This window comes from Mesorhizobium sp. B2-6-2, from assembly GCF_006440615.1.
In the GTDB taxonomy this organism is placed as follows: Bacteria; Pseudomonadota; Alphaproteobacteria; order Rhizobiales; family Rhizobiaceae; genus Mesorhizobium.
Genome location: NZ_VFUG01000008.1, coordinates 95217 through 113666 on the forward strand (window position 1 = coordinate 95217; position 18450 = coordinate 113666).

15 protein-coding genes are annotated in these 18450 nt (G+C 63.9%); 6 read left to right on the plus strand and 9 right to left on the minus strand.

Going from position 1 to position 18450, the window contains the following annotated elements; all coding sequences use genetic code 11:
• The 3 genes from trpC to glp are packed head-to-tail and all read left to right on the plus strand — an operon-like array spanning position 1 to position 2500.
• Positions 1-813, plus strand: a complete 813-nt coding sequence (trpC, locus tag FJ419_RS17750; protein ID WP_140696051.1) for an indole-3-glycerol phosphate synthase TrpC — start codon at positions 1-3, stop codon at positions 811-813.
• Between the two features lie 2 nt (positions 814-815).
• On the plus strand, positions 816-1295 hold the full coding sequence (moaC, locus tag FJ419_RS17755) for a cyclic pyranopterin monophosphate synthase MoaC (protein ID WP_140696054.1): 480 nt from the start codon (positions 816-818) through the stop codon (positions 1293-1295).
• Entirely contained in the window at positions 1295-2500 is a 1206-nt protein-coding gene (glp, locus tag FJ419_RS17760) for a gephyrin-like molybdotransferase Glp (protein WP_140696057.1), read from the plus strand. Before moaC ends, glp begins: the two co-directional genes overlap by 1 nt.
• A gap of 99 nt (positions 2501-2599) precedes the next feature.
• On the opposite strand, the gene FJ419_RS17765 is transcribed toward glp, so the two are convergent.
• Complete coding sequence (locus FJ419_RS17765) at positions 2600-3430, minus strand: alpha/beta hydrolase (protein ID WP_140696361.1); 831 nt, start codon at positions 3428-3430, stop codon at positions 2600-2602.
• 47 nt (positions 3431-3477) lie between these two features.
• Positions 3478-4725 (minus strand): kynureninase, encoded by a 1248-nt coding sequence (kynU, locus tag FJ419_RS17770; protein ID WP_140696060.1) that lies wholly within the window; start codon positions 4723-4725, stop codon positions 3478-3480.
• Between the two features lie 434 nt (positions 4726-5159).
• Between kynU and lexA the strand changes: the two genes are divergently transcribed.
• Positions 5160-5894, plus strand: coding sequence for a transcriptional repressor LexA (gene lexA, locus FJ419_RS17775; RefSeq protein ID WP_140696064.1), 735 nt, complete (start codon positions 5160-5162; stop codon positions 5892-5894).
• Between the two features lie 36 nt (positions 5895-5930).
• Here lexA and FJ419_RS17780 read toward each other — a convergent pair whose 3' ends face one another.
• On the minus strand, positions 5931-8402 hold the full coding sequence (locus FJ419_RS17780) for a ComEC/Rec2 family competence protein (RefSeq protein ID WP_140696067.1): 2472 nt from the start codon (positions 8400-8402) through the stop codon (positions 5931-5933).
• Positions 8403-8504: 102 nt separating this feature from the next.
• Between FJ419_RS17780 and gltX the strand changes: the two genes are divergently transcribed.
• Both gltX and gltA read left to right on the plus strand, forming a co-directional pair.
• Positions 8505-9929 (plus strand): glutamate--tRNA ligase, encoded by a 1425-nt coding sequence (gene gltX / locus FJ419_RS17785; RefSeq protein WP_140696070.1) that lies wholly within the window; start codon positions 8505-8507, stop codon positions 9927-9929.
• A 178-nt stretch (positions 9930-10107) separates the two neighbouring features.
• Complete coding sequence (gene gltA, locus FJ419_RS17790) at positions 10108-11436, plus strand: citrate synthase (RefSeq protein ID WP_140546402.1); 1329 nt, start codon at positions 10108-10110, stop codon at positions 11434-11436.
• Positions 11437-11510: 74 nt separating this feature from the next.
• Here the strand turns inward: gltA and lpxB are convergent, their stop codons facing one another.
• The 6 genes from lpxB to bamA all read right to left on the minus strand — a co-directional run bounded on the left by lpxB (position 11511) and on the right by bamA (position 18383).
• On the minus strand, positions 11511-12692 hold the full coding sequence (gene lpxB / locus FJ419_RS17795) for a lipid-A-disaccharide synthase (RefSeq protein WP_140696073.1): 1182 nt from the start codon (positions 12690-12692) through the stop codon (positions 11511-11513).
• Complete coding sequence (lpxI, locus tag FJ419_RS17800) at positions 12682-13599, minus strand: UDP-2,3-diacylglucosamine diphosphatase LpxI (RefSeq protein ID WP_140696080.1); 918 nt, start codon at positions 13597-13599, stop codon at positions 12682-12684. Before lpxI ends, lpxB begins: the two co-directional genes overlap by 11 nt.
• Positions 13586-14422, minus strand: a complete 837-nt coding sequence (gene lpxA / locus FJ419_RS17805; RefSeq protein ID WP_140696083.1) for an acyl-ACP--UDP-N-acetylglucosamine O-acyltransferase — start codon at positions 14420-14422, stop codon at positions 13586-13588. The genes lpxI and lpxA overlap by 14 nt, the downstream gene beginning before the upstream one ends.
• Positions 14423-14437: 15 nt before the next feature.
• The gene (gene fabZ, locus FJ419_RS17810) at positions 14438-14899 is read right to left on the minus strand and encodes a 3-hydroxyacyl-ACP dehydratase FabZ (protein ID WP_095765364.1); all 462 of its coding nucleotides are present in this window, start codon (positions 14897-14899) and stop codon (positions 14438-14440) included.
• On the minus strand, positions 14892-15947 hold the full coding sequence (gene lpxD / locus FJ419_RS17815; protein ID WP_140696090.1) for a UDP-3-O-(3-hydroxymyristoyl)glucosamine N-acyltransferase: 1056 nt from the start codon (positions 15945-15947) through the stop codon (positions 14892-14894). The genes fabZ and lpxD overlap by 8 nt, the downstream gene beginning before the upstream one ends.
• A gap of 78 nt (positions 15948-16025) precedes the next feature.
• Entirely contained in the window at positions 16026-18383 is a 2358-nt protein-coding gene (gene bamA, locus FJ419_RS17820) for an outer membrane protein assembly factor BamA (protein ID WP_140696093.1), read from the minus strand.
• Between the last annotated feature and the right edge of the window lie 67 nt (positions 18384-18450).

Below are 18450 nucleotides of genomic sequence, written 5' to 3' on the forward strand. Positions count from 1 at the left end.
TTGTCCGATATCCTGCGCAAGATCGAAGCCTACAAGCGTGAAGAGATCGCCGCGGCGAAGCTCGCCGTGTCGTTCGCCGAGATCAAGACGAAGGCCGGGGACGCCGAGCCGCCGCGCGGCTTCCTTGCCGCGCTGGAAGCCAAGCGCCGAGATGGCGGCTTCGCTTTGATCGCCGAAATCAAGAAGGCCAGCCCTTCCAGGGGCCTGATCCGCGCCGATTTCGATCCGCCGTCATTGGCACAGGCCTACCAGCAAGGTGGCGCCGCCTGCCTTTCGGTGCTTACAGACGCCCCGTCTTTCCAGGGCGCTCCCGAATTCCTGACAGCCGCTCGGGCAGCGGTGCGCCTGCCGGCTCTGCGCAAGGATTTCCTGTTCGATCCCTACCAGGTCTACGAAGCACGCGCCTGGGGCGCCGACGCGATCCTAATCATCATGGCGAGCGTCGACGACGCGCTTGCCAAGGACCTTGAAGCAACCGCCTTCGAGCTCGGCATGGACGCTTTGGTCGAGGTGCACGACGAAAAGGAAATGCAACGCGCGCTCCGCCTCTCGTCGCGGCTGATCGGCATCAACAACCGCGATCTCAGAACCTTTGAAACCAGCCTCGACATTTCGGAGCGGCTGGCGGCCATGGTGCCGGCGGATCGGCTGCTGGTCAGCGAAAGCGGCATCTTCACGCATCAGGACTGCCGCCGGCTGGAGAAGAGCAAGATCGGCACCTTCCTGGTCGGCGAGAGCCTGATGCGGCAGGCCGACGTGGCCGCCGCCACGCAACTGCTGCTCACCGGCAAGGCGCGTGCCGAGGCCATTTGAAGATGGCCTCCCTTACTCATCTTGGTGCCAAGGGCGAAGCCAATATGGTCGACGTCGGCGACAAGGCCGAGACGACGCGCACGGCAGTCGCCGAAGGGTTTGTCTCCATGCAGCCGGAAACGCTGGAGATGATCCTGGCCGGCGACGCCAAGAAAGGCGACGTATTGGGGACTGCCCGTATCGCCGGCATCATGGCCGCGAAGAAGACGCACGAACTGATCCCGCTCTGCCATCCGCTGCTTCTGACGAAAGTTGCCGTCGAGATCGAGCCGGACCATTCCTTGCCAGGTCTCAAGGTTACCGCCCTCGCCCGCGTCACCGGCAAGACGGGCGTGGAGATGGAGGCGCTGACCGCCGCTTCAGTCGCCTGCCTCACCATCTACGACATGGCCAAGGCAGCGGACCGCGGGATGGTGATTTCCGGCGTTCGGCTGGTCGAGAAGACCGGCGGCAAATCAGGCGACTACAAGGCGGGTTCATAATGGCCTTGCTTCTGGTCACCGACGCGCTCGAACGCCTGCTGGACGGCGTGACGGCTCTGCCGGGCGAGCGCGTTCCGTTGGCTGACGCGGCGGGCCGCGTGCTGGCCGAGCCGGTGGTCGCGCTGCGCACGCAGCCACCTTTCGATGCCTCCGCGATGGACGGCTATGCCGCGCGCTTCTCCGATGTCGCTTCGGCGCCGGCGCTACTCGAGGTCATCGGCGTGGCGACTGCCGGGCGCGGTTTCTCCGGAACTGTCGGGGAAGGCCAGGCCGTGCGCATCTTCACCGGGGCGCCGCTGCCTGAAGGGGCCGACACCGTCGTCATCCAGGAAAACGTCCGCGATCTCGGCAATGGCAGGATCGAGCTGACCGAGCCGACCGCGAAAGGACGCAATGTCCGCCGCCGCGGGCTCGACTTCGCCCAGGGCGACGTGCTGCTCGAAAAGGGCCGCGTTCTCGATGCGGCGGCCCTTTCGCTGGCGGCCTCGGCCAACCACCCAGCCCTGAACGTCGTACGCCGGCCGCTGGTCGCGATCATCGCCACCGGCGATGAATTGCTGCCCCCGGGCAGCACGCTCGGCCCCGACCAGATCATTTCGTCGAATGCCTACGGCGTTGCCGCCGCCGCCCAGTCGGTCGGCGCGCTCGCGCTCGATCTCGGCATCGCCGCCGATCGCCGGGAGGCGATTGCCGCGCTGGTCCGGAAAGCGGTCGAGGCGAACGCCGATGTCATCGTCACGCTCGGCGGCGCCTCGGTCGGCGACCACGACCTCGTCCATGGCGTGCTGACCGGCGAAGGCATGCAGCTCGATTTCTGGAAGATCGCCATGCGCCCCGGCAAACCGCTGATGTTTGGCCGGCTTGGCAATGTCCGCTGCATCGGCCTGCCCGGCAATCCGGTGGCAAGCATTGTCTGCTCGCAACTCTTCCTGAAGCCGCTGCTTGCCCGGCTCGGCGGCCGCGATCATCGGCAGGATATGCGAACGGCCCGGCTTGGCACCGCGATGCGGGCCAACGATCTCAGGCAGGACTATGTGCGCGCCGTCGTGCGCGAGGACGCCGGCACCTTGGTCGCGACGCCTTTCGGCATTCAGGACTCCTCGATGCTGCGGATGCTCGCCGACGCCAACGGCCTGATCGTGCGCGAACCCTTTGCGCCGGCCGCGGAAGCCGGTGCTGAATGCAGCGTGCTCATGCTGCGCTAAACCGACGTCGACAAAGTCGATCGTTCAGACGTCGACAAAGTCGATTCTGATAGGTCGACAAAGTCTATCCTGATAGGTCGACGAAGTCGATCGCAACTCTTATTCGTCGACCAACGTACGGGTCAGGGGATGATCCGGGTCGGCGAGACCATCGACAATATTGAAATGATGTCGGTCCGGCTCGACCACTGAACGTGTGGCAGCGCCGAGCCCGATCCAGACGTTGGCGAGCAACGCGCTCTGGCGCAGGAATTCCGCACGCTCGCCGCCGCCGGCCCAGCAGGTGATACAGGCTCCCTGTCGAGGCCGCAACAATGCCGGGCTTTCGCTCCGCGCTTCCGGCTCGTCGATGTTCAGGGTCTCGTTCAGCGCTGTGAACATCAGCGGCCGAAGGTCGTGCAGGCCTGAAATCGAAACCACCTGGCGTATGCGCCGCGTCACATCGGATGATAGCGGTGAGGCCGTGGTCACCATTCGGCTGGCGAGATGCCCGCCGGCCGAGTGCCCGGTCAGCATCAGCGGACCATCGACCATGGCGGCCGCCTTCTCAATCGCTGCAGCGACCTCGCCGACTATGCCGCTGATCCTGGTCTGCGGGCACAGCGTGTAGGAGGGCATGGCGACGGCAAAGCCGCGGCCGATCGCGCCTCCAGCCAAGTGCGACCAGGAGCTCTTGTCCGACTCCATCCAGTAGCCGCCGTGGATGAACACAACGAGCCCCTTTGGCGCCGCAGACGGGAGAAATAGGTCGAAGCGATTGCGCGGCGCTTCGCCATACACGATATCGAGCCGCGCCCTGCCCTCCGCCAGTAGTTGTTCGCGAAACGTCCGCGCCGGCCCATCCCACGCCGCCGGCCAGCGGTCGCCGCCCGCGATATTGGCGCCATTTGCGTAGGCGTCATCCCAGTCGACAATACGATGTCCCAGCAACGGTGCCTCCGCGATCAGGTCATTTGTTCGGCATCGCCGATTCAAAGTCAGGTAACGGTTGTTTTGACGGCAAAGCGCGCGCCTTGCCAGATGCCAGTGCGCAGGATGTCCTCCAGCACCTCGACCGCATTCCAGACATCTCGGTAACCGACATAGAGCGGCGTGAAGCCGAAACGAATGGTGGATGGCGCGCGGAAATCGCCGATCACGCCGCGCTCGATCAAGGCGCGCATCACCTGGTAGCCATTTGAATGGGCGAACGATACCTGGCTGCCGCGTTCTGCGCCTGAGCGCGGGCTCTCCAACTCAAGACCGAAGCCGCCGCATCTGGCCTCGACAAGCCGGATGAACAGGTCGGTCAGCGCGACGCTTTTTCTCCGCACGGCCCTCATGTCGACGTCGTTCCAGAGATCCAGCGCGCCTTTCAGCGCACGCATCGACAGCACCGGCTGCGTTCCGCAAAGGAACCGCCGGATGCCCGTGCCCGCGGCATAGCCCTGCTCGAACGCGAAAGGCCGGGCATGGCCCCACCAGCCGCTGAGCGGCTGGCGAATGTCGCGGTGGTGGCGGTTCGCGGCATAGATGAAGGCTGGCGAGCCCGGCCCACCATTGAGATACTTGTAGGTGCAGCCGACGGCGAAATCTGCATTCGAGCCGTCGAGATCCACCGGCAGCGCACCCGCCGTGTGGCAGAGGTCCCACACGATCAACGCCCCGGCTTCATGGGCCTTGCGGGTGAGCGCCGCCATGTCGCGCAGCCGGCCGGATTTGTAGTTGACGTGGTTGACCAGGATGACGGCGACGCGATCGTCGATCAGCTCTTCTATCGTCGGGGCATCGGCGCCTTCGAGCCGCAGCACCGTGCCGGGCAGCGTCGATGCGACCCCTTCCGCCATATAGAGGTCGGTCGGAAAGCTGTCGGCCTCGGCAACGATCACCGAACGCTCGGGCCGCATCGCAAGTGCCGCATGCAGGACCTTGTAGATGTTGATCGAAGTCGTGTCGCAGACGACCGTCTGGCCGGGTTTCGCGCCGATCAGGCGCCCGAGCTGGTCGCCCAGCTCGATGGGCATATCGAACCAGCCGGCGGTGTTCCAGGCGCGGATGAGATCGCGCGCCCATTCCTGCCTCGCGGCAGTCTCGATCTCGTTGAAGACGTCGATCGAAGCTGCGCCCAGCGAATTGCCGTCGAGGTATATGACGCCTTCCGGCAAGACGAAGCGATCGCGCATGGCGCGCAGCGGATCCGCGGCATCCATCGCCTCGACTTCGGCGAGATCAGGAATTCCCCTCATTGTGCTGCCGCCTCCATTTCGACCTGGTCAAGGGGGTTGTCTCACCACCGTCGGCGACAGGGCAAGAACCTTTGGTCCTATGTTAGCTGGTCCATAGACGGCGAAGACCATGGATCGGAATCATTGCCAAGGTTGGCATTTTGGGTTCGTTTCGTTCACGGTGCGGCACGCTTGCGCAGGAACCGGCGGGATCCTATCCGCGGCTTCGTGATGGTGTCGGCTCTTGTTTCAGCTTAAGGAGGCTCCAAAATATGAGCGGAATCAACGCCGCTACCCCAACCGGGGCGGCCAAGGCGTCACCGGATGCGACATTGTTTCGGCGGCCTTAACAAATTCACTAAACTTTAAACGGTTGCGGAACACAACTGGAACAGATAGTGTTTGTTCTGGGTTTGTTTTTCTGATTCTGGGTTCAGAACCCGTGGGGGCCGCCGATGCTGACGCGCAAACAACATGAACTCCTGATGTTCATCCATGAACGCCTGAAGGAGAGCGGGATTCCTCCATCATTCGATGAGATGAAGGAGGCGCTCGACCTTGCCTCCAAATCCGGCATCCACCGGCTGATCACGGCGCTGGAAGAACGCGGCTTCATTCGCCGGCTGCCGAACCGGGCGCGCGCGCTGGAAGTGCTGCGCCTGCCCGACTCGATCGCGCCTGGCCTGAATGCCGCGAAGAAGTTTTCGCCGAGCGTCATCCAGGGCGGCCAAGGCAATCTCAACCGCCAGGTCAAGCCGGCGGCGCCATCGCGCACCCCGACGCCAAGCAATGACGACGAGGCCGCGGCGGCCGTATCCATTCCGGTGATGGGCCGCATCGCCGCCGGCGTACCGATTGACGCTATCCAGCACCAGACGCATTCGATCTCGGTGCCGCCGGACATGATCATGGGCGGCGAGCATTATGCGTTGGAGGTCAAGGGCGACTCGATGATCGAGGCCGGGATCTTCGACGGCGATACCGTCATCATCCGCAATGCCAACACGGCAAGCCCGGGTGAGATCGTGGTGGCGCTGGTCGACGATGAGGAGGCGACGCTTAAGCGTTTCCGCCGCAAGGGTGCTTCGATCGCGCTCGAGGCCGCCAATCCGGCCTATGAGACCCGGATCTTTGGACCGGACCGGGTCAAGGTTCAGGGCAAGCTCGTGGGACTTATCCGCCGCTACTGAGCAGAACTGGCCGGCCTTCTTCGCCCGGACGACAATCTATTGGGCCGGTGCGGCTGCTGGTTTTTCCGGCTGCTTATAGGGCGCCAGTCCCCTCGCCTCGCGCGTGTATTTCCGCTGCTCGTGCCAGGGCCGGTATGGTTCTACGACTGCGTAGCGGACGGTGGGCCGCGCGGTTGCCGATTGCGGATCGAAGAAAACGGCGGCGCTGCCGTCGCGCGCCAGCTGCCGCTTGGTAACGACGAGCACACGCGGATCGGGGCATGGGTTATAGGCCGTGGCGTCGTTGATGACGATGAGGTCGGCGAAACCGCAGGCTGGCCGGGCGGCGTCGCGGGTCTCGGCGAGCGCGACGATCGCGCCGGAAGGATGCCGGCCGATGCAGAGATCGCCGCTGCAGTAGAAGGGCGAGCCGGGCGGCAGGTCGACGGGATCGGCAATGTCCAGCGTATCTTTGGCGAACCTTTCCGGCGGTACGACATCCTCGGATTTCAGCGCCCGTTTCCAGTTGTCGGTGGTGAACTCGTTAGAGCGTTCGCGATTGACGGCAAGCTCGCCGCCGCCGATCGGCATCGCCACCAGATGCGCGTCCTCGGAAATGAGCACATCCGGTGTGCGGACGTGCGGAATGGCTAGCAGCGCGGCGAGCGCGAAGGGTACGGCGGCAAGCCTCAGCCAGGTGGTGGCCATGGTCGCGATGACCAGCGTGACCGTCGCCAGCAGCACCGACTGGATCGAGATCAGCCCGACGGCATCGACAGGCGAGCGCTCGGAAATCCATGCCGAAATGGCGATCATCGCTGTCAGGCCCTTGCCCATCACATAGAGGAACGGACCGTCGAAGCCGAAGGGCATAGCCAGCGCGCTCAGCACGGCGAACGGCATGACGATCAGCGAGACAATCGGCATGACCGCCAGATTGGCAAGCAGGCTGAGCGGCGACACGCGTTGGAAATGCCAGATCGCAAACAGCAACGTCGCGCTGCCCGCGATGAGCGACGTCACGGCGGCGCCGCCCACGCCAACCGCCAGTTTTCGCGACAGGAACCCGACGAACGAACGCTTTGCCGGCGGCGCGGTCGTTTTGCCGGCGCGATAATCGGCAAAGCCGGCATAGGCGCCGACCAGGGCGGCGGTGGCGGCGAAGGACATCTGGAAGCTCGGGCCGACCACTTCGTGCGGCGAGACCAGGATCACGGCGATGGCCGAGATCGCCAGGTTGCGCATTGTCAGCGCCGCGCGGTCGAAGAGCACGGCGGCGAGCATCACGGCCAGCATGATGAAGCTTCGCTCGGCCGCCACCACGATGCCGGAGATGATGAGGTAGGCGGCGATCGAGATGAGCGCGATCCCGGCGGCGTATTTCTTCACCGGCCGCCGCGACGAGAAATCGGGAAACAGCGCGAAGGCGCCGCGCAAAAGCACCATGATCGTGCCGGCAACCAGCGCCATGTGCAGGCCGGAGATCGAAATGATGTGGTAGATGCCGGTCCGTCGCATCGACTCGTTGATGGCTTCCGGAATCCCGGCGCGCACGCCGACGATCAGCGCCGCCGCGATCTCGCCCTCGGAGCCGCCGATCCTGCTCCTGATGTGGTCGGCAATCCCCTCGCGGGCGTTTTCTATGGCCGATGCCACGCGCGCGCCGAAAGGCACCTCCGTTGGCGCAATCGGGGTCGGCGCGACAAGTTTCGGATCGCCCAGGAAAAAGCCGCTGGCGCCGATGCCGGCAAAATAGCTGTCGAAGGAAAAATCGTAGCTGTCCGGCCGAACCGGACCTGTCGGCGGCAGCAGCTTGGCATAGCCGGTCAGCATCGACCCGGCCGACATGCCGGAGGGGGAGGGGATCCTGCGCGCCGACAGCCTGATGCGGTCCGGCGCGTAGCGCAGCTTCGGATGCTCCGTGGATATGAGATCTATGGTGAGCCGGACACGGCCATTCGCCATCGCCTCGGCGGTGACGAGGCGGCCCGTCAGCCGTGTCTGGATTTCGGAACCCAGTATCGGGCTCGCCATCCGCCAGGTCTCCACCTTGGCCGCGAGAAAGCCCAAGGCGCAGAATAATGCCGCCATGAAGACAAGATGCGTTCTGTGCCGGGAACGCGAGACCGCCGCGCAGACCGCCATCAGGGCGGCCGCCGCAAGCGGCCTGTAGAGGTCCGGCTCGGCGCTCAGCGAGAAGTAACAGATCACGCCGGCTGCCAGGAACACCGGCACCAGCAGAAAGCCGACGCCACGGTCGAGCTCGGTGGTGGCGGCGACCGCAACGCTTCGGCGCAGAGCAGGAAGCGAAACGCGGCCAAGCTGTCTGCGGATCCGGCCAACATTGGCTGTCGGCGATGCCGGCGGTAACGTGCCGCCGCCAGGCGGCAGAAGCTCAGCTGGCGGACGCGGCGCCGGAAGCGAAAGCGGCGCTTCCTCAGCGGGCACGGCATGAGCAAACATCAGGCGTTCGCTGACGCCCGCTGTCGTTCCCTCGCCCTCCTCCGCGCCCCGGCCACGTCCAGCCATCGGGTCTGCCCCTTGCGCCCCAGACCGCCTATGCTACATGAACGCCGGTCGCGTGGAAGTCCGCGCGAGACATGCATTTTTCAGCACTTCCTCGAGAGTTCCATGTCCGACAAGGTCGTCACCCGTTTTGCCCCCTCGCCTACAGGCTACCTGCATATCGGCGGGGCGCGCACGGCGCTGTTCAACTGGCTCTATGCCAGGCACACCGGCGGCACGATGCTGCTGCGCATCGAGGATACCGATCGGGGGCGCTCCACCGAAGCCGCCACGGCTGCCATTCTAGACGGGCTGACCTGGCTTGGCCTCTCCTGGGATGGCGACGCCGTCTCGCAGTTCGAGCGTGCGCCGCGTCACCGCGAGGTGGCGGAGCAGCTCGTGCGCATGGGCAAGGCCTATTACAGCTACGAGACGCCGGCGGAGCTGGAGGCGATGCGCGAGGCCGCACGTGCCAAGGGCCTGCCGCCGCGTTACAACGGCCATTGGCGCGACCGCGGCCCATCCGAGGCGCCGGCAGGCGTCAAAGGCACGATCCGCATCAAGGCGCCGACCGAGGGCGTGACGATCGTCAACGATCGCGTGCAGGGCGAGGTGCGCTTCCCCAACAAGGATCTCGACGACTTCATCATCCTGCGTTCCGATGGTGTCCCGACCTACATGCATGCCGTCGTCGTCGACGATCACGACATGGGCGTCACCCACATCATCCGCGGCGACGATCACCTGACCAATGCCGCGCGCCAGACGGTGATCTACAACGCCATGGGCTGGGATGTGCCGTCGATGTCGCACATCCCGCTGATCCACGGCGCCGACGGCGCCAAGCTGTCGAAGCGGCACGGCGCGCTCGGCGTCGAGGCATATCGCGCCATGGGCTACCTGCCCGAGGCTCTGCTCAATTATCTGGCCAGGCTCGGCTGGAGCCATGGCGACGACGAGGTGATGTCGATCGAGGACATGATTGCCTGGTTCGACATCGGCGACGTCAACAAGGGCGCGGCCCGCTTCGACTTCGCCAAGCTCGAGGCGCTGAACGGCGTCCATATGCGCAAGATGGACGACCGGGCGCTGTTCGACATCTTCGTCGCCACCTTGCCTTATCTCGAAGGCGGCCCGGCGCTCGCGGCAAAGCTCGATGACAGGCGCAAGGCGCAACTGCTTGCCGCCATGCCCGGCCTCAAGGAGCGAGCAAAAACTCTTGTGGAACTGGTCGACGGCGCGGCGTTCCTGTTCGTCGAGCGGCCGTTGCCGCTGGACGAGAAGGCGGCGGGCTTGCTCAACGCGGATGCGCGCGCGATTCTGCGCGGCGCGCACAGCGCATTGTCTTCTGTGCAGGGCGACTGGAACGCGGCCTCGGCGGAGGCTTCGATCCGCGACTTTGCGCAGGCCGGCGGGCACAAGCTGGGCGCCGTGGCGCAGCCCCTGAGAGCCGCGCTGACCGGCCGCAGCACCTCGCCCGGAGTGTTCGACGTGCTTGCCGTGCTGGGCCGTCAGGAAAGCCTGGCGCGCATTGGAGATCAAATCGATTAGGAGCGAGCTGGCCCAAGAAGATTGGCATTGAAAGGTGTGTTTCGCAGTGCAACATTGGGCTTGGCCCAATCTGGCACGCACCTCCTAAAATGCGGTGGCGAGTTCGCGCATTCCGGTGACTTCGACGTGTCGTTTGCAGGAATTGCCTTGCCGGCATGAGGAACAAAAGGAGTTGAGAATGAGCGAAGCTGCGACAAAACCGGAACCGGGCAGCAAAACGCGCGAGTCGGCCGCCAGGCTCGAGCTCGCCGGCAAGACGCACGAATTGAAGGTGCGAAGCGGGACGGTCGGGCCGGACGTCATCGATATCGGTTCGCTCTACAGCACCACCGGCGCCTTCACCTACGACCCCGGCTTCACCTCCACAGCGAGCTGCGAGTCGGGGATCACCTTCATCGACGGCGATGCCGGTATCCTGCTGCATCGCGGCTTCCCGATCGATCAGCTCGCCGAGCATGGCGACTTCCTCGAGGTCTGCTATCTGCTGCTCTACGGCGAGTTGCCGACCAAGGCGCAGAAGGACGACTTCGATTATCGCGTGACGCGCCACACGATGGTGCATGAGCAGATGTCGCGCTTCTTCACCGGCTTCCGCCGCGACGCGCATCCGATGGCGGTGATGTGCGGCGTGGTCGGCGCGCTGTCGGCCTTCTATCACGACTCGACCGACATCTCGGACCCGTATCAGCGCATGGTCGCCTCCATGCGCCTGATCGCCAAGATGCCGACGATCGCCGCGATGGCTTATAAGTACCATATCGGCCAGCCTTTCATTTACCCGAAGAACGATCTCGGCTTCGCGGCCAACTTCCTGCACATGTGCTTTGCCGTGCCGTGCGAGGAATACAAGATCAATCCGGTGCTGGCGCGTGCCATGGACCGCATCTTCATTCTGCACGCCGACCACGAGCAGAACGCCTCGACCTCGACCGTGCGCCTGGCCGGCTCGTCGGGCGCCAATCCCTTCGCCTGCATCGCCGCCGGCATCGCCTGCCTGTGGGGTCCGGCGCATGGCGGCGCCAACGAAGCGGCCCTCAACATGCTGGGCGAGATCGGCCATGTCGACCACATCCCCGAGTTCATCGCCCGCGCCAAGGACAAGAACGACCCGTTCCGGCTGATGGGCTTCGGCCACCGCGTCTACAAGAACTACGATCCGCGCGCCAAGATCATGCAGAAGACCGCGCATGAGGTGCTGGGCGAGCTCGGCATCAAGGACGATCCTCTGCTCGACATCGCGATGGAGCTCGAAAAGATCGCGCTGACCGACGAGTACTTCATCGAAAAGAAGCTCTATCCGAATGTCGACTTCTATTCCGGCATCACGCTGAAGGCGCTGGGCTTCCCCACCACCATGTTCACCGTGCTGTTCGCGGTCGCCCGCACCGTCGGCTGGATCGCGCAGTGGAAGGAAATGATCGAGGATCCGCACCAGAAGATCGGCCGCCCGCGCCAGCTCTACACCGGCGCCACGGAACGCGATTACGTGCCGATTGCGAAAAGGTAATTGAGCGAATAGCGAAATAGCGAGTAGCGAATAGGGGAAAGTGACAAAGCCGACACAGCCCTATTCGCTACTCGCTACTCCCTATTCGCTCTTTTTATGCATCCCATCACCACCTCGGCGGCGATCTCGCCCGAGGGCCGCTCGGTCGCCATGCGCCGGGCAATCTCGGCAAAGCCCGCCTTTTGCCAGGCGCGCATGCCGGTGTCGGCAAACAGGGCTTCCAGCTGCCGCGCCAGGTTTTCCGGCCGAACATATTGATCGTAGAATTCCGGCACCAGCGCGCGGTCGGATATCAAATTGGGCAGCAGCGCCGACCACGTCGTCACCATATGCTGCAGAAGCTGGCGCGCGATCGGGTCGAGCTTGTAGCAGGAAACCATCGGAACGCCTGCGAGCGCCAGTTCCAGCGAAACCGTCCCAGACGCGATCAACGCTGCATCGGCCCTGCCGAAGGCCTGCCATTTGCGCTCCGGCTCGGTGATGATCTCCGGCTTGTCGTCCCAGCTCGCGATCGAGGCCTTCACCAGCTCGGCGACATGCGGCACCGTCGGCAACAGCAAGCGCAGGCGGTGGCCGCGCTGGCGCAGCGCCGACATTGCCTTGCCGAAGGGTTCGATCAGCCGCCGCACCTCGCCGCGGCGCGAGCCGGGCAGCACCAGCACCGTCTTGACGCGGTCGTCGGCGAGGTCGCGCGGCTGGCTCTGCGCCTTGGCGGCGCCAAGCACGCCCGGATCCTGCGTCAACCGGTGGCCGACATAAGTGCCCGGCGGTCCGCCAAGACGGGCGAGCGCCTTCACCTCGAACGGCAGGATGCAGAGGATGTGATCGACATAGGGCTTCATCGCCGCCGCCCTGCCCGGCCGCCAGGCCCATACGCTCGGGCAGACATAATGGACGATCGGAATGGCGGGTGCCGTTGCGCGGACCTTCTTTGCGACACGTAGCGAAAAGTCCGGACTGTCGATGGTAACCAGGCAATCGGGCCGCTCGGCCGCGATCATCGCCGCCGTCTGGCTGATGCGGCGCATCAGCCGCGGCAGGTCGCGCAGCACCGCGCTGAAGCCCATCAGCGCGATCTCGCCACCGTCGAAGAGCGGGGTCAGCCCCAGTTGCTGCAGGTGGCGGCCGCCAATGCCGACGAGCTGCACCTTGCGGCCCGTCGTGCGTTCGAGCGCCCGCACGATGTCGGCGCCGAGCAGATCGCCGGATTCCTCGCCGGCGACGATCGCGAGCTTGAGCGGCTTGTCAGCGACCATTAGCCGGCTCCCCATTGGACGCCTCCATGGCGGGCAGACCGACGATGAACAGGCCGAGAGCATTGGCGCGCGCCAGCGTTTCGGGACCTTCGAGAATTAGGGAGTGGCCGGCTTCCAGCGCAATGCCGGCCAGCCCGGCGGCGTGTGCGGCTTCGATCGTCTGCGGGCCGATCGAGGGCAAGTCGGCGCGCAGTTCCTGCCCAGGCTTGGCGCATTTGACCAGCACGCCGCGCGCCTTTCCGGCCAGCCTGCCGTGGCCGCGCAATTCTCGCGTTCTGTCGAGCAGGCCGGCAGTGCCCTCAATGCCTTCCAGCGCGATGGCTCGACCTCCGATCGCAATCGCCGCCTGGCCGATATCGAGCGCGCCAATGGCTTTGGCGGCGGCGCGCCCGGCTTTGATGTCGCGCCAATCGGATTGATTTGGATGAGCCGCCGTCAACGTGCCTTCGCCAGCCGTCAGTTCGGGAACGACCTCATGCGCGCCGACCACCGCAATGCCCCGATCTTCAAGGCCTCGGGTCAACACCTTCAGCAAGCCGTCGTCGCCACGTCTCAGCGCTCTGATCACGGAAGGTATTATGGCCAGCAGGCCAAGTGTCGGTCGAATCTTGCTCAAACGCGGCCTGCGCTTGATTTCGCCGGCAAGAACGAGATGCGTGATCTCATTGCGCTTCAACAAAGGAAGCAGCAGGCCGATATCTTCCAGCGCCAGCGTCTGCCGCTCGTAGGCGGAAAAGTCCGCCTCGCGGCCGACCTCACCCTCGGCGATGATCACGAAGGGCACAAAACCTTGCTTGACCAAGCCATCGGCAACTTCGACGGGCAGGCTGCCCCCACCGGCGATGATGCCGACCCTGGAGCCCGGCGCGAGTACGAGCCCTGCCTTGGCCGGCTCAGCCCTCGTCATCGCCGCTGTCGTCGTCGCCGTCGCCCTTGAGCGATGGGACGGCAAAGTGCCGTTTGCCGCGACTTGTGATGAAATCGATGATCTTCATGGCCGTTGGCGACCCGGCGAACTCGGCCTTGGCGAGCTCAACATTCTCGCCGACGGTGCGGGAACGATCGAAGATCGTCCTATAAGCCTTGCGCAGCAGGTAGATTTCGGAACGCGGCAGACCGGAGCGCTTGAGGCCTATGATGTTCAGGCCACGCAGCTTGGCCCGGTTGCCGGCGGCGATGGCATAAGGAATGACGTCGCCAACGACCGCCGAGCAGCCGCCGATGAACACATTGTCGCCGAGGCGCACAAATTGATGAACGGCGGTCAGGCCGCCGATATAGACGTTGTCGCCGATCTCGCAATGTCCGCCCAGCGTCGCGCCATTGGCGAAGGTGGCGTTCTTGCCGATGACGCAATCGTGGGCGATGTGGGCGTAGGCTAGGAAGTTGCCGTTGTCGCCGACAGTCGTCTCGCCACGGCTGGTGTCGGTGCCGACATGCATTGTGACGCCTTCACGAATGGTGCAGTTCGCTCCGATGACCAGCGTGGTGCGACCGCCCTTGTGCTTGGTGTTTTGCGGCGGCGCGCCGAGCGTCGCCATCGGATAGACCTTTGTCCCGGCCCCGATGGTGGTGGCGCCCATCACCGACACATGGCTGATCAGTTCGACGCGGTCGCCGATGATCGAATCGGCGCTGACATGGCAGAAGGGTCCGATACGGACGCCTTCGCCGAGCTTGGCTCCTTCTTCGACGACCGAGGAAGGATGAATGGATGTCGCGACTTTCATGAGCATTTCGAACCGTCAGCCGGTAACCATCATGGCCGAAACCTCGGCTTCGGCGGCTTTCGCGCCGTCAACCATCGCCTCGCAGGCGAATTTCAGCAGGTTGCCGCGTTTTTTGATTTTTTTGACATGGATCCTGAGCTGATCGCCCGGAACCACCGGCTTGCGGAATTTCGCGTTGTCGATGGTCATGAAATAAACCAGCGACGGCTTCTCGGTGTTGAGGCTGCGAATGCAGATCGCGCCCGCGGTCTGGGCCATGGCCTCGATGATGAGCACACCGGGCATGACCGGCTGCTGGGGAAAATGGCCCTGGAAATGCGGCTCGTTGATGGTCACGTTCTTGATGCCGACAGCGGACTCGTCGCCGTCTATGTCGACGATGCGATCGATCAGCAGGAACGGATAGCGATGCGGCAGGAGCTTCATGAGCCCCATGATGTCGACCGCGTCGAGTGAAGTTGCCACCGTGTCAGCCATTTCCGTCGCCTTGCTTGCGCGTCCTGGCCATCCTGCGCAGCATCGCTATCTCACGCATGGCTTCCGCCATGGGTTGCGCCGGGTAACCTCCCCAGACCTCGCCTGCCGGCACGTTGTTCATGAATCCACTTCTCGCAGCAAGCTTGGCTCCTGGCCCGATGGTCAGATGATCGGCGAGGCCGACACCGCCGCCCATGGTGACGTTGTCGCCGACGACGACGGAACCGGAAATACCCGAAAGCCCGGCTATAATGCAATTGCGGCCGATGCGAACATTGTGGGCGATCTGCACCAGATTGTCGATCTTGGTGCCCTGGCCGATGACGGTGTCGGACATGGCGCCGCGGTCGACGGTCGAATTGGAGCCCACCTCGACATCATCCTGGATGATGACGCGGCCGATCTGCGGCACGCGTTCAGGCCCTTTGGCGCCGCCAACGAAGCCGAAACCGTCCTGGCCGATCCTGGCGCCGCCATGGATGATGACGCGGTTGCCGATAAGCGCATATTGAATGCTGACGCCGGGGCCGATGAAGCCGTCGCGGCCGATCTGGCAGGAGCGGCCGACGACGGCGTGGGGCGCAACGACCGTCCCGCTGCCGATGGATACGCCGGGACCGATCACGGCGCCCGCCTCTACGATCGCTCCGTCCTCGATATGCGCGGATGGATCGATAAACGCATGGATGGATATGCCGGTTTCTCCGGTCAATGGCCCCGGGGTCGCAGCCTGCGGAAACAACAGGCGCCCGACCATCGCGAAAGCTTGCTGCGGACGCGGATGCATGAGCACGGCGATGCCCGGCGGCGCCTTGCTGGCGAAATCGGCGGGGCATAGCACCGCGGCCGCCCTGAGCGACGGCATCAAGGCGAAATTGCGCTTGCCGTCGACAAAGACGAGCGCGCCGTTGCCACCCTCGTTGGCGGGAGCCAGCGCCTCGATGGCAATTTCGGCCTGATCGGAATCGAACAGGCTGGCGCCGGTCAGATTCGCGACCTCGCCAGCCGTGTACCGGCGTGAAGGCGCGAAGAACACCGGATCGGTCATTCCAGAAGTAATATCCAGCTGGGTTGGATCGGTCCACTCCGGGCCGTCATCCGGCCCGGAACCATCGCAACCACGAAATTAGAAGCGGGTCGCGATACCGAAGTTGAATTCCTGCACGTCGTCGGTCGACTCTTTCTTGACCGGGATCGCATAGTCAATACGGATCGGGCCGAACGGCGAAGCCCACATCAGGCCGATACCGACCGAGGCGCGTAGCTTCATGTCCGTCGATTCCTGCGTAACCGACGTAATCTTCGTCCCGTAAAGGGTCGCCGCATCGGCAAACACGGCACCACGCAAGCCGAAGCTTTCCGGAATGACAGGCAGCGGGAACTGCGCTTCAGCCGACGCATTGAAATACGTCGTGCCGCCGAGATGGTCGCCCGTGGCCGGATCAACTGGGCCAATGCCGCCATATTCAAAGCCGCGGATCATGCGATCGTTGCTTTGGAACTGGTCGAAGATACGCAGACCATTGTCGCCATAGCCCGCAATGTAGCCTGCGCCGCCCGAGACGAGGCCAACAAGGTCGAGCTGCTCCGACAACGTCTGATACACGCTCGCCCGGCCGGTCACCTTTACCCACTTGGCATCGCCGCCAAGACCGGCAAACTCGGTGACACCAGTGACGAACAGACCCTCATGCGGGTTCTTCATATCGTCGATAGTGTTGTAGGTGAGACCCAAGCTGACCGACGACTTGAGCCAGGAACCCTGATCGATCGCGTCTTTGATGGCCTGCGAAAGGTTGCAGTCGCCTTCAATACCATCGCCGTTGCTGTCGCAGTTGTCGTACTTATATTTTTCCTGGGAGATATTGTACGCCAGCTGCGTCGAAATGTTGTCAGTGATCGGCAGGCCGAAGCGGATGGTCGCGCCCGTTGTGTCCGCATCATAGTGATCGTATTCGCGGGTTGACTTGTAAATATCGAAGCCCGCCGCGATACGCCGGCCGAGGAAGTAAGGCTCGGTGAACGAAATAGCATAGTCGCGCGAATGCCTGCCGCCGCCGGCCGACAGCTTGATGTACTGGCCGCGACCGAGGAAGTTGCGCTCCGTGATCGATCCTTCGACGGACGGGCCAGGCGTGTCGCCGCCAGTGGAATAACCAGCGCCGACCGAAAACTCGCCGGTCGACTTCTCGACCACGGTGACCACCAGCACGACCTGGTCCGGCGCCGAGCCGGGGACGGTCGAAATGTCGACGGACTGGAAATAATCAAGGGCTTCCAGCCGCTTCTTCGCGCGCTGGATGAGAACCTGGTTGAAGGCGTCTCCCTCGCTGACATCGAATTCGCGACGGATGACATAGTCGCGCGTGCGGTCGTTGCCGCGGATCTCGATGCGCTCGACATAGGCCTTGGTGCCCTGGTCGATCGTGTAGACGACCGAAATGGTGTGGTTCTCGAAATTGCGGTCGCCGCGCGGCGTCACCTGGGCGAAGGCATAGCCCGAACCCGCGACCTTCTCGGTCAACGCTACGATCGAATCCTCGACGTCCTTGGCGTTGTAGACGTCGCCCTTGTGGGTTTCGACCGCCGATTCCAGCGCCTTCGAATCGACTTCAGGGATGGTGCTTTCCACGCTGACGTCGCCGAACGTATAGCGATCGCCTTCCTGCACGGTAATGGTGACAGTGTATTTGTTGGTGGCGTCGTCAAGCTCGCCGACGGCCGAGACGACCTGAAAGTCGGCATAGCCGTGATTGTAGTAGAAGCGGCGCAGCAGCTCCTGGTCGGCGCGCAGCTTGTCCTCGTCATAGACGTCGTCGCGCAGCACAAAGGACAGCCAGGACGAGCGCTTGGTGTTGATGACGTCCGACAGGCGGCGGCTGGAATAAGCGTGGTTGCCGACGAAGTTGATCGCCGCGATCTGGGTGCGGCCGCCTTCGTTGATGTTGAAGACCACGTTCACGCGGTTGTCGCCGAGATCCATGACCTGCGTGGTCACGGCGGCGTCGTCGCGGCCGATGCGCTTGTAAGCCGTCTTGATCGCCTCGACATCGGCGTCCAGCGCCTGCTGCGAGAAGGTTGCACGCGGCTTCAGCTGGATACCCATCTGAAGCGCGTTGTCCTTGATCTTCTTGTTGCCCTGGAACAGGACCTGGTTGACGACCTTGTATTCGGAAACCTTGACGACAAGGCTCGAACCGACCTGGTTGATCTGAACGTCCGAGAACAGACCCGTGCCGAACAGCGCCTTGACGGCATCGTCGATATCGGAGCTGGAAAAAGGCTTGCCCGGCTTGATCGAAATGTAATTGCGGATGGTTTCCGCATCGACGCGCTGGTTGCCGCTGACCTCGACACGCGAGATGACCGCGGCCTCGGCCACCGACGTGGCGGCGAACTGCACTGCGAGCGCGCCTGGCACGACCAGAGCGGCGGACAAAGCCGCCGCGGAAGCGGCGCTCAGAAACTTGGATGCTGCCTTCATCGGGCTTTTGTACCTTTTTCTCGTAGTCCCCACGGCGAGAAAACCGGACGTGCGGTATTTTCCCTTA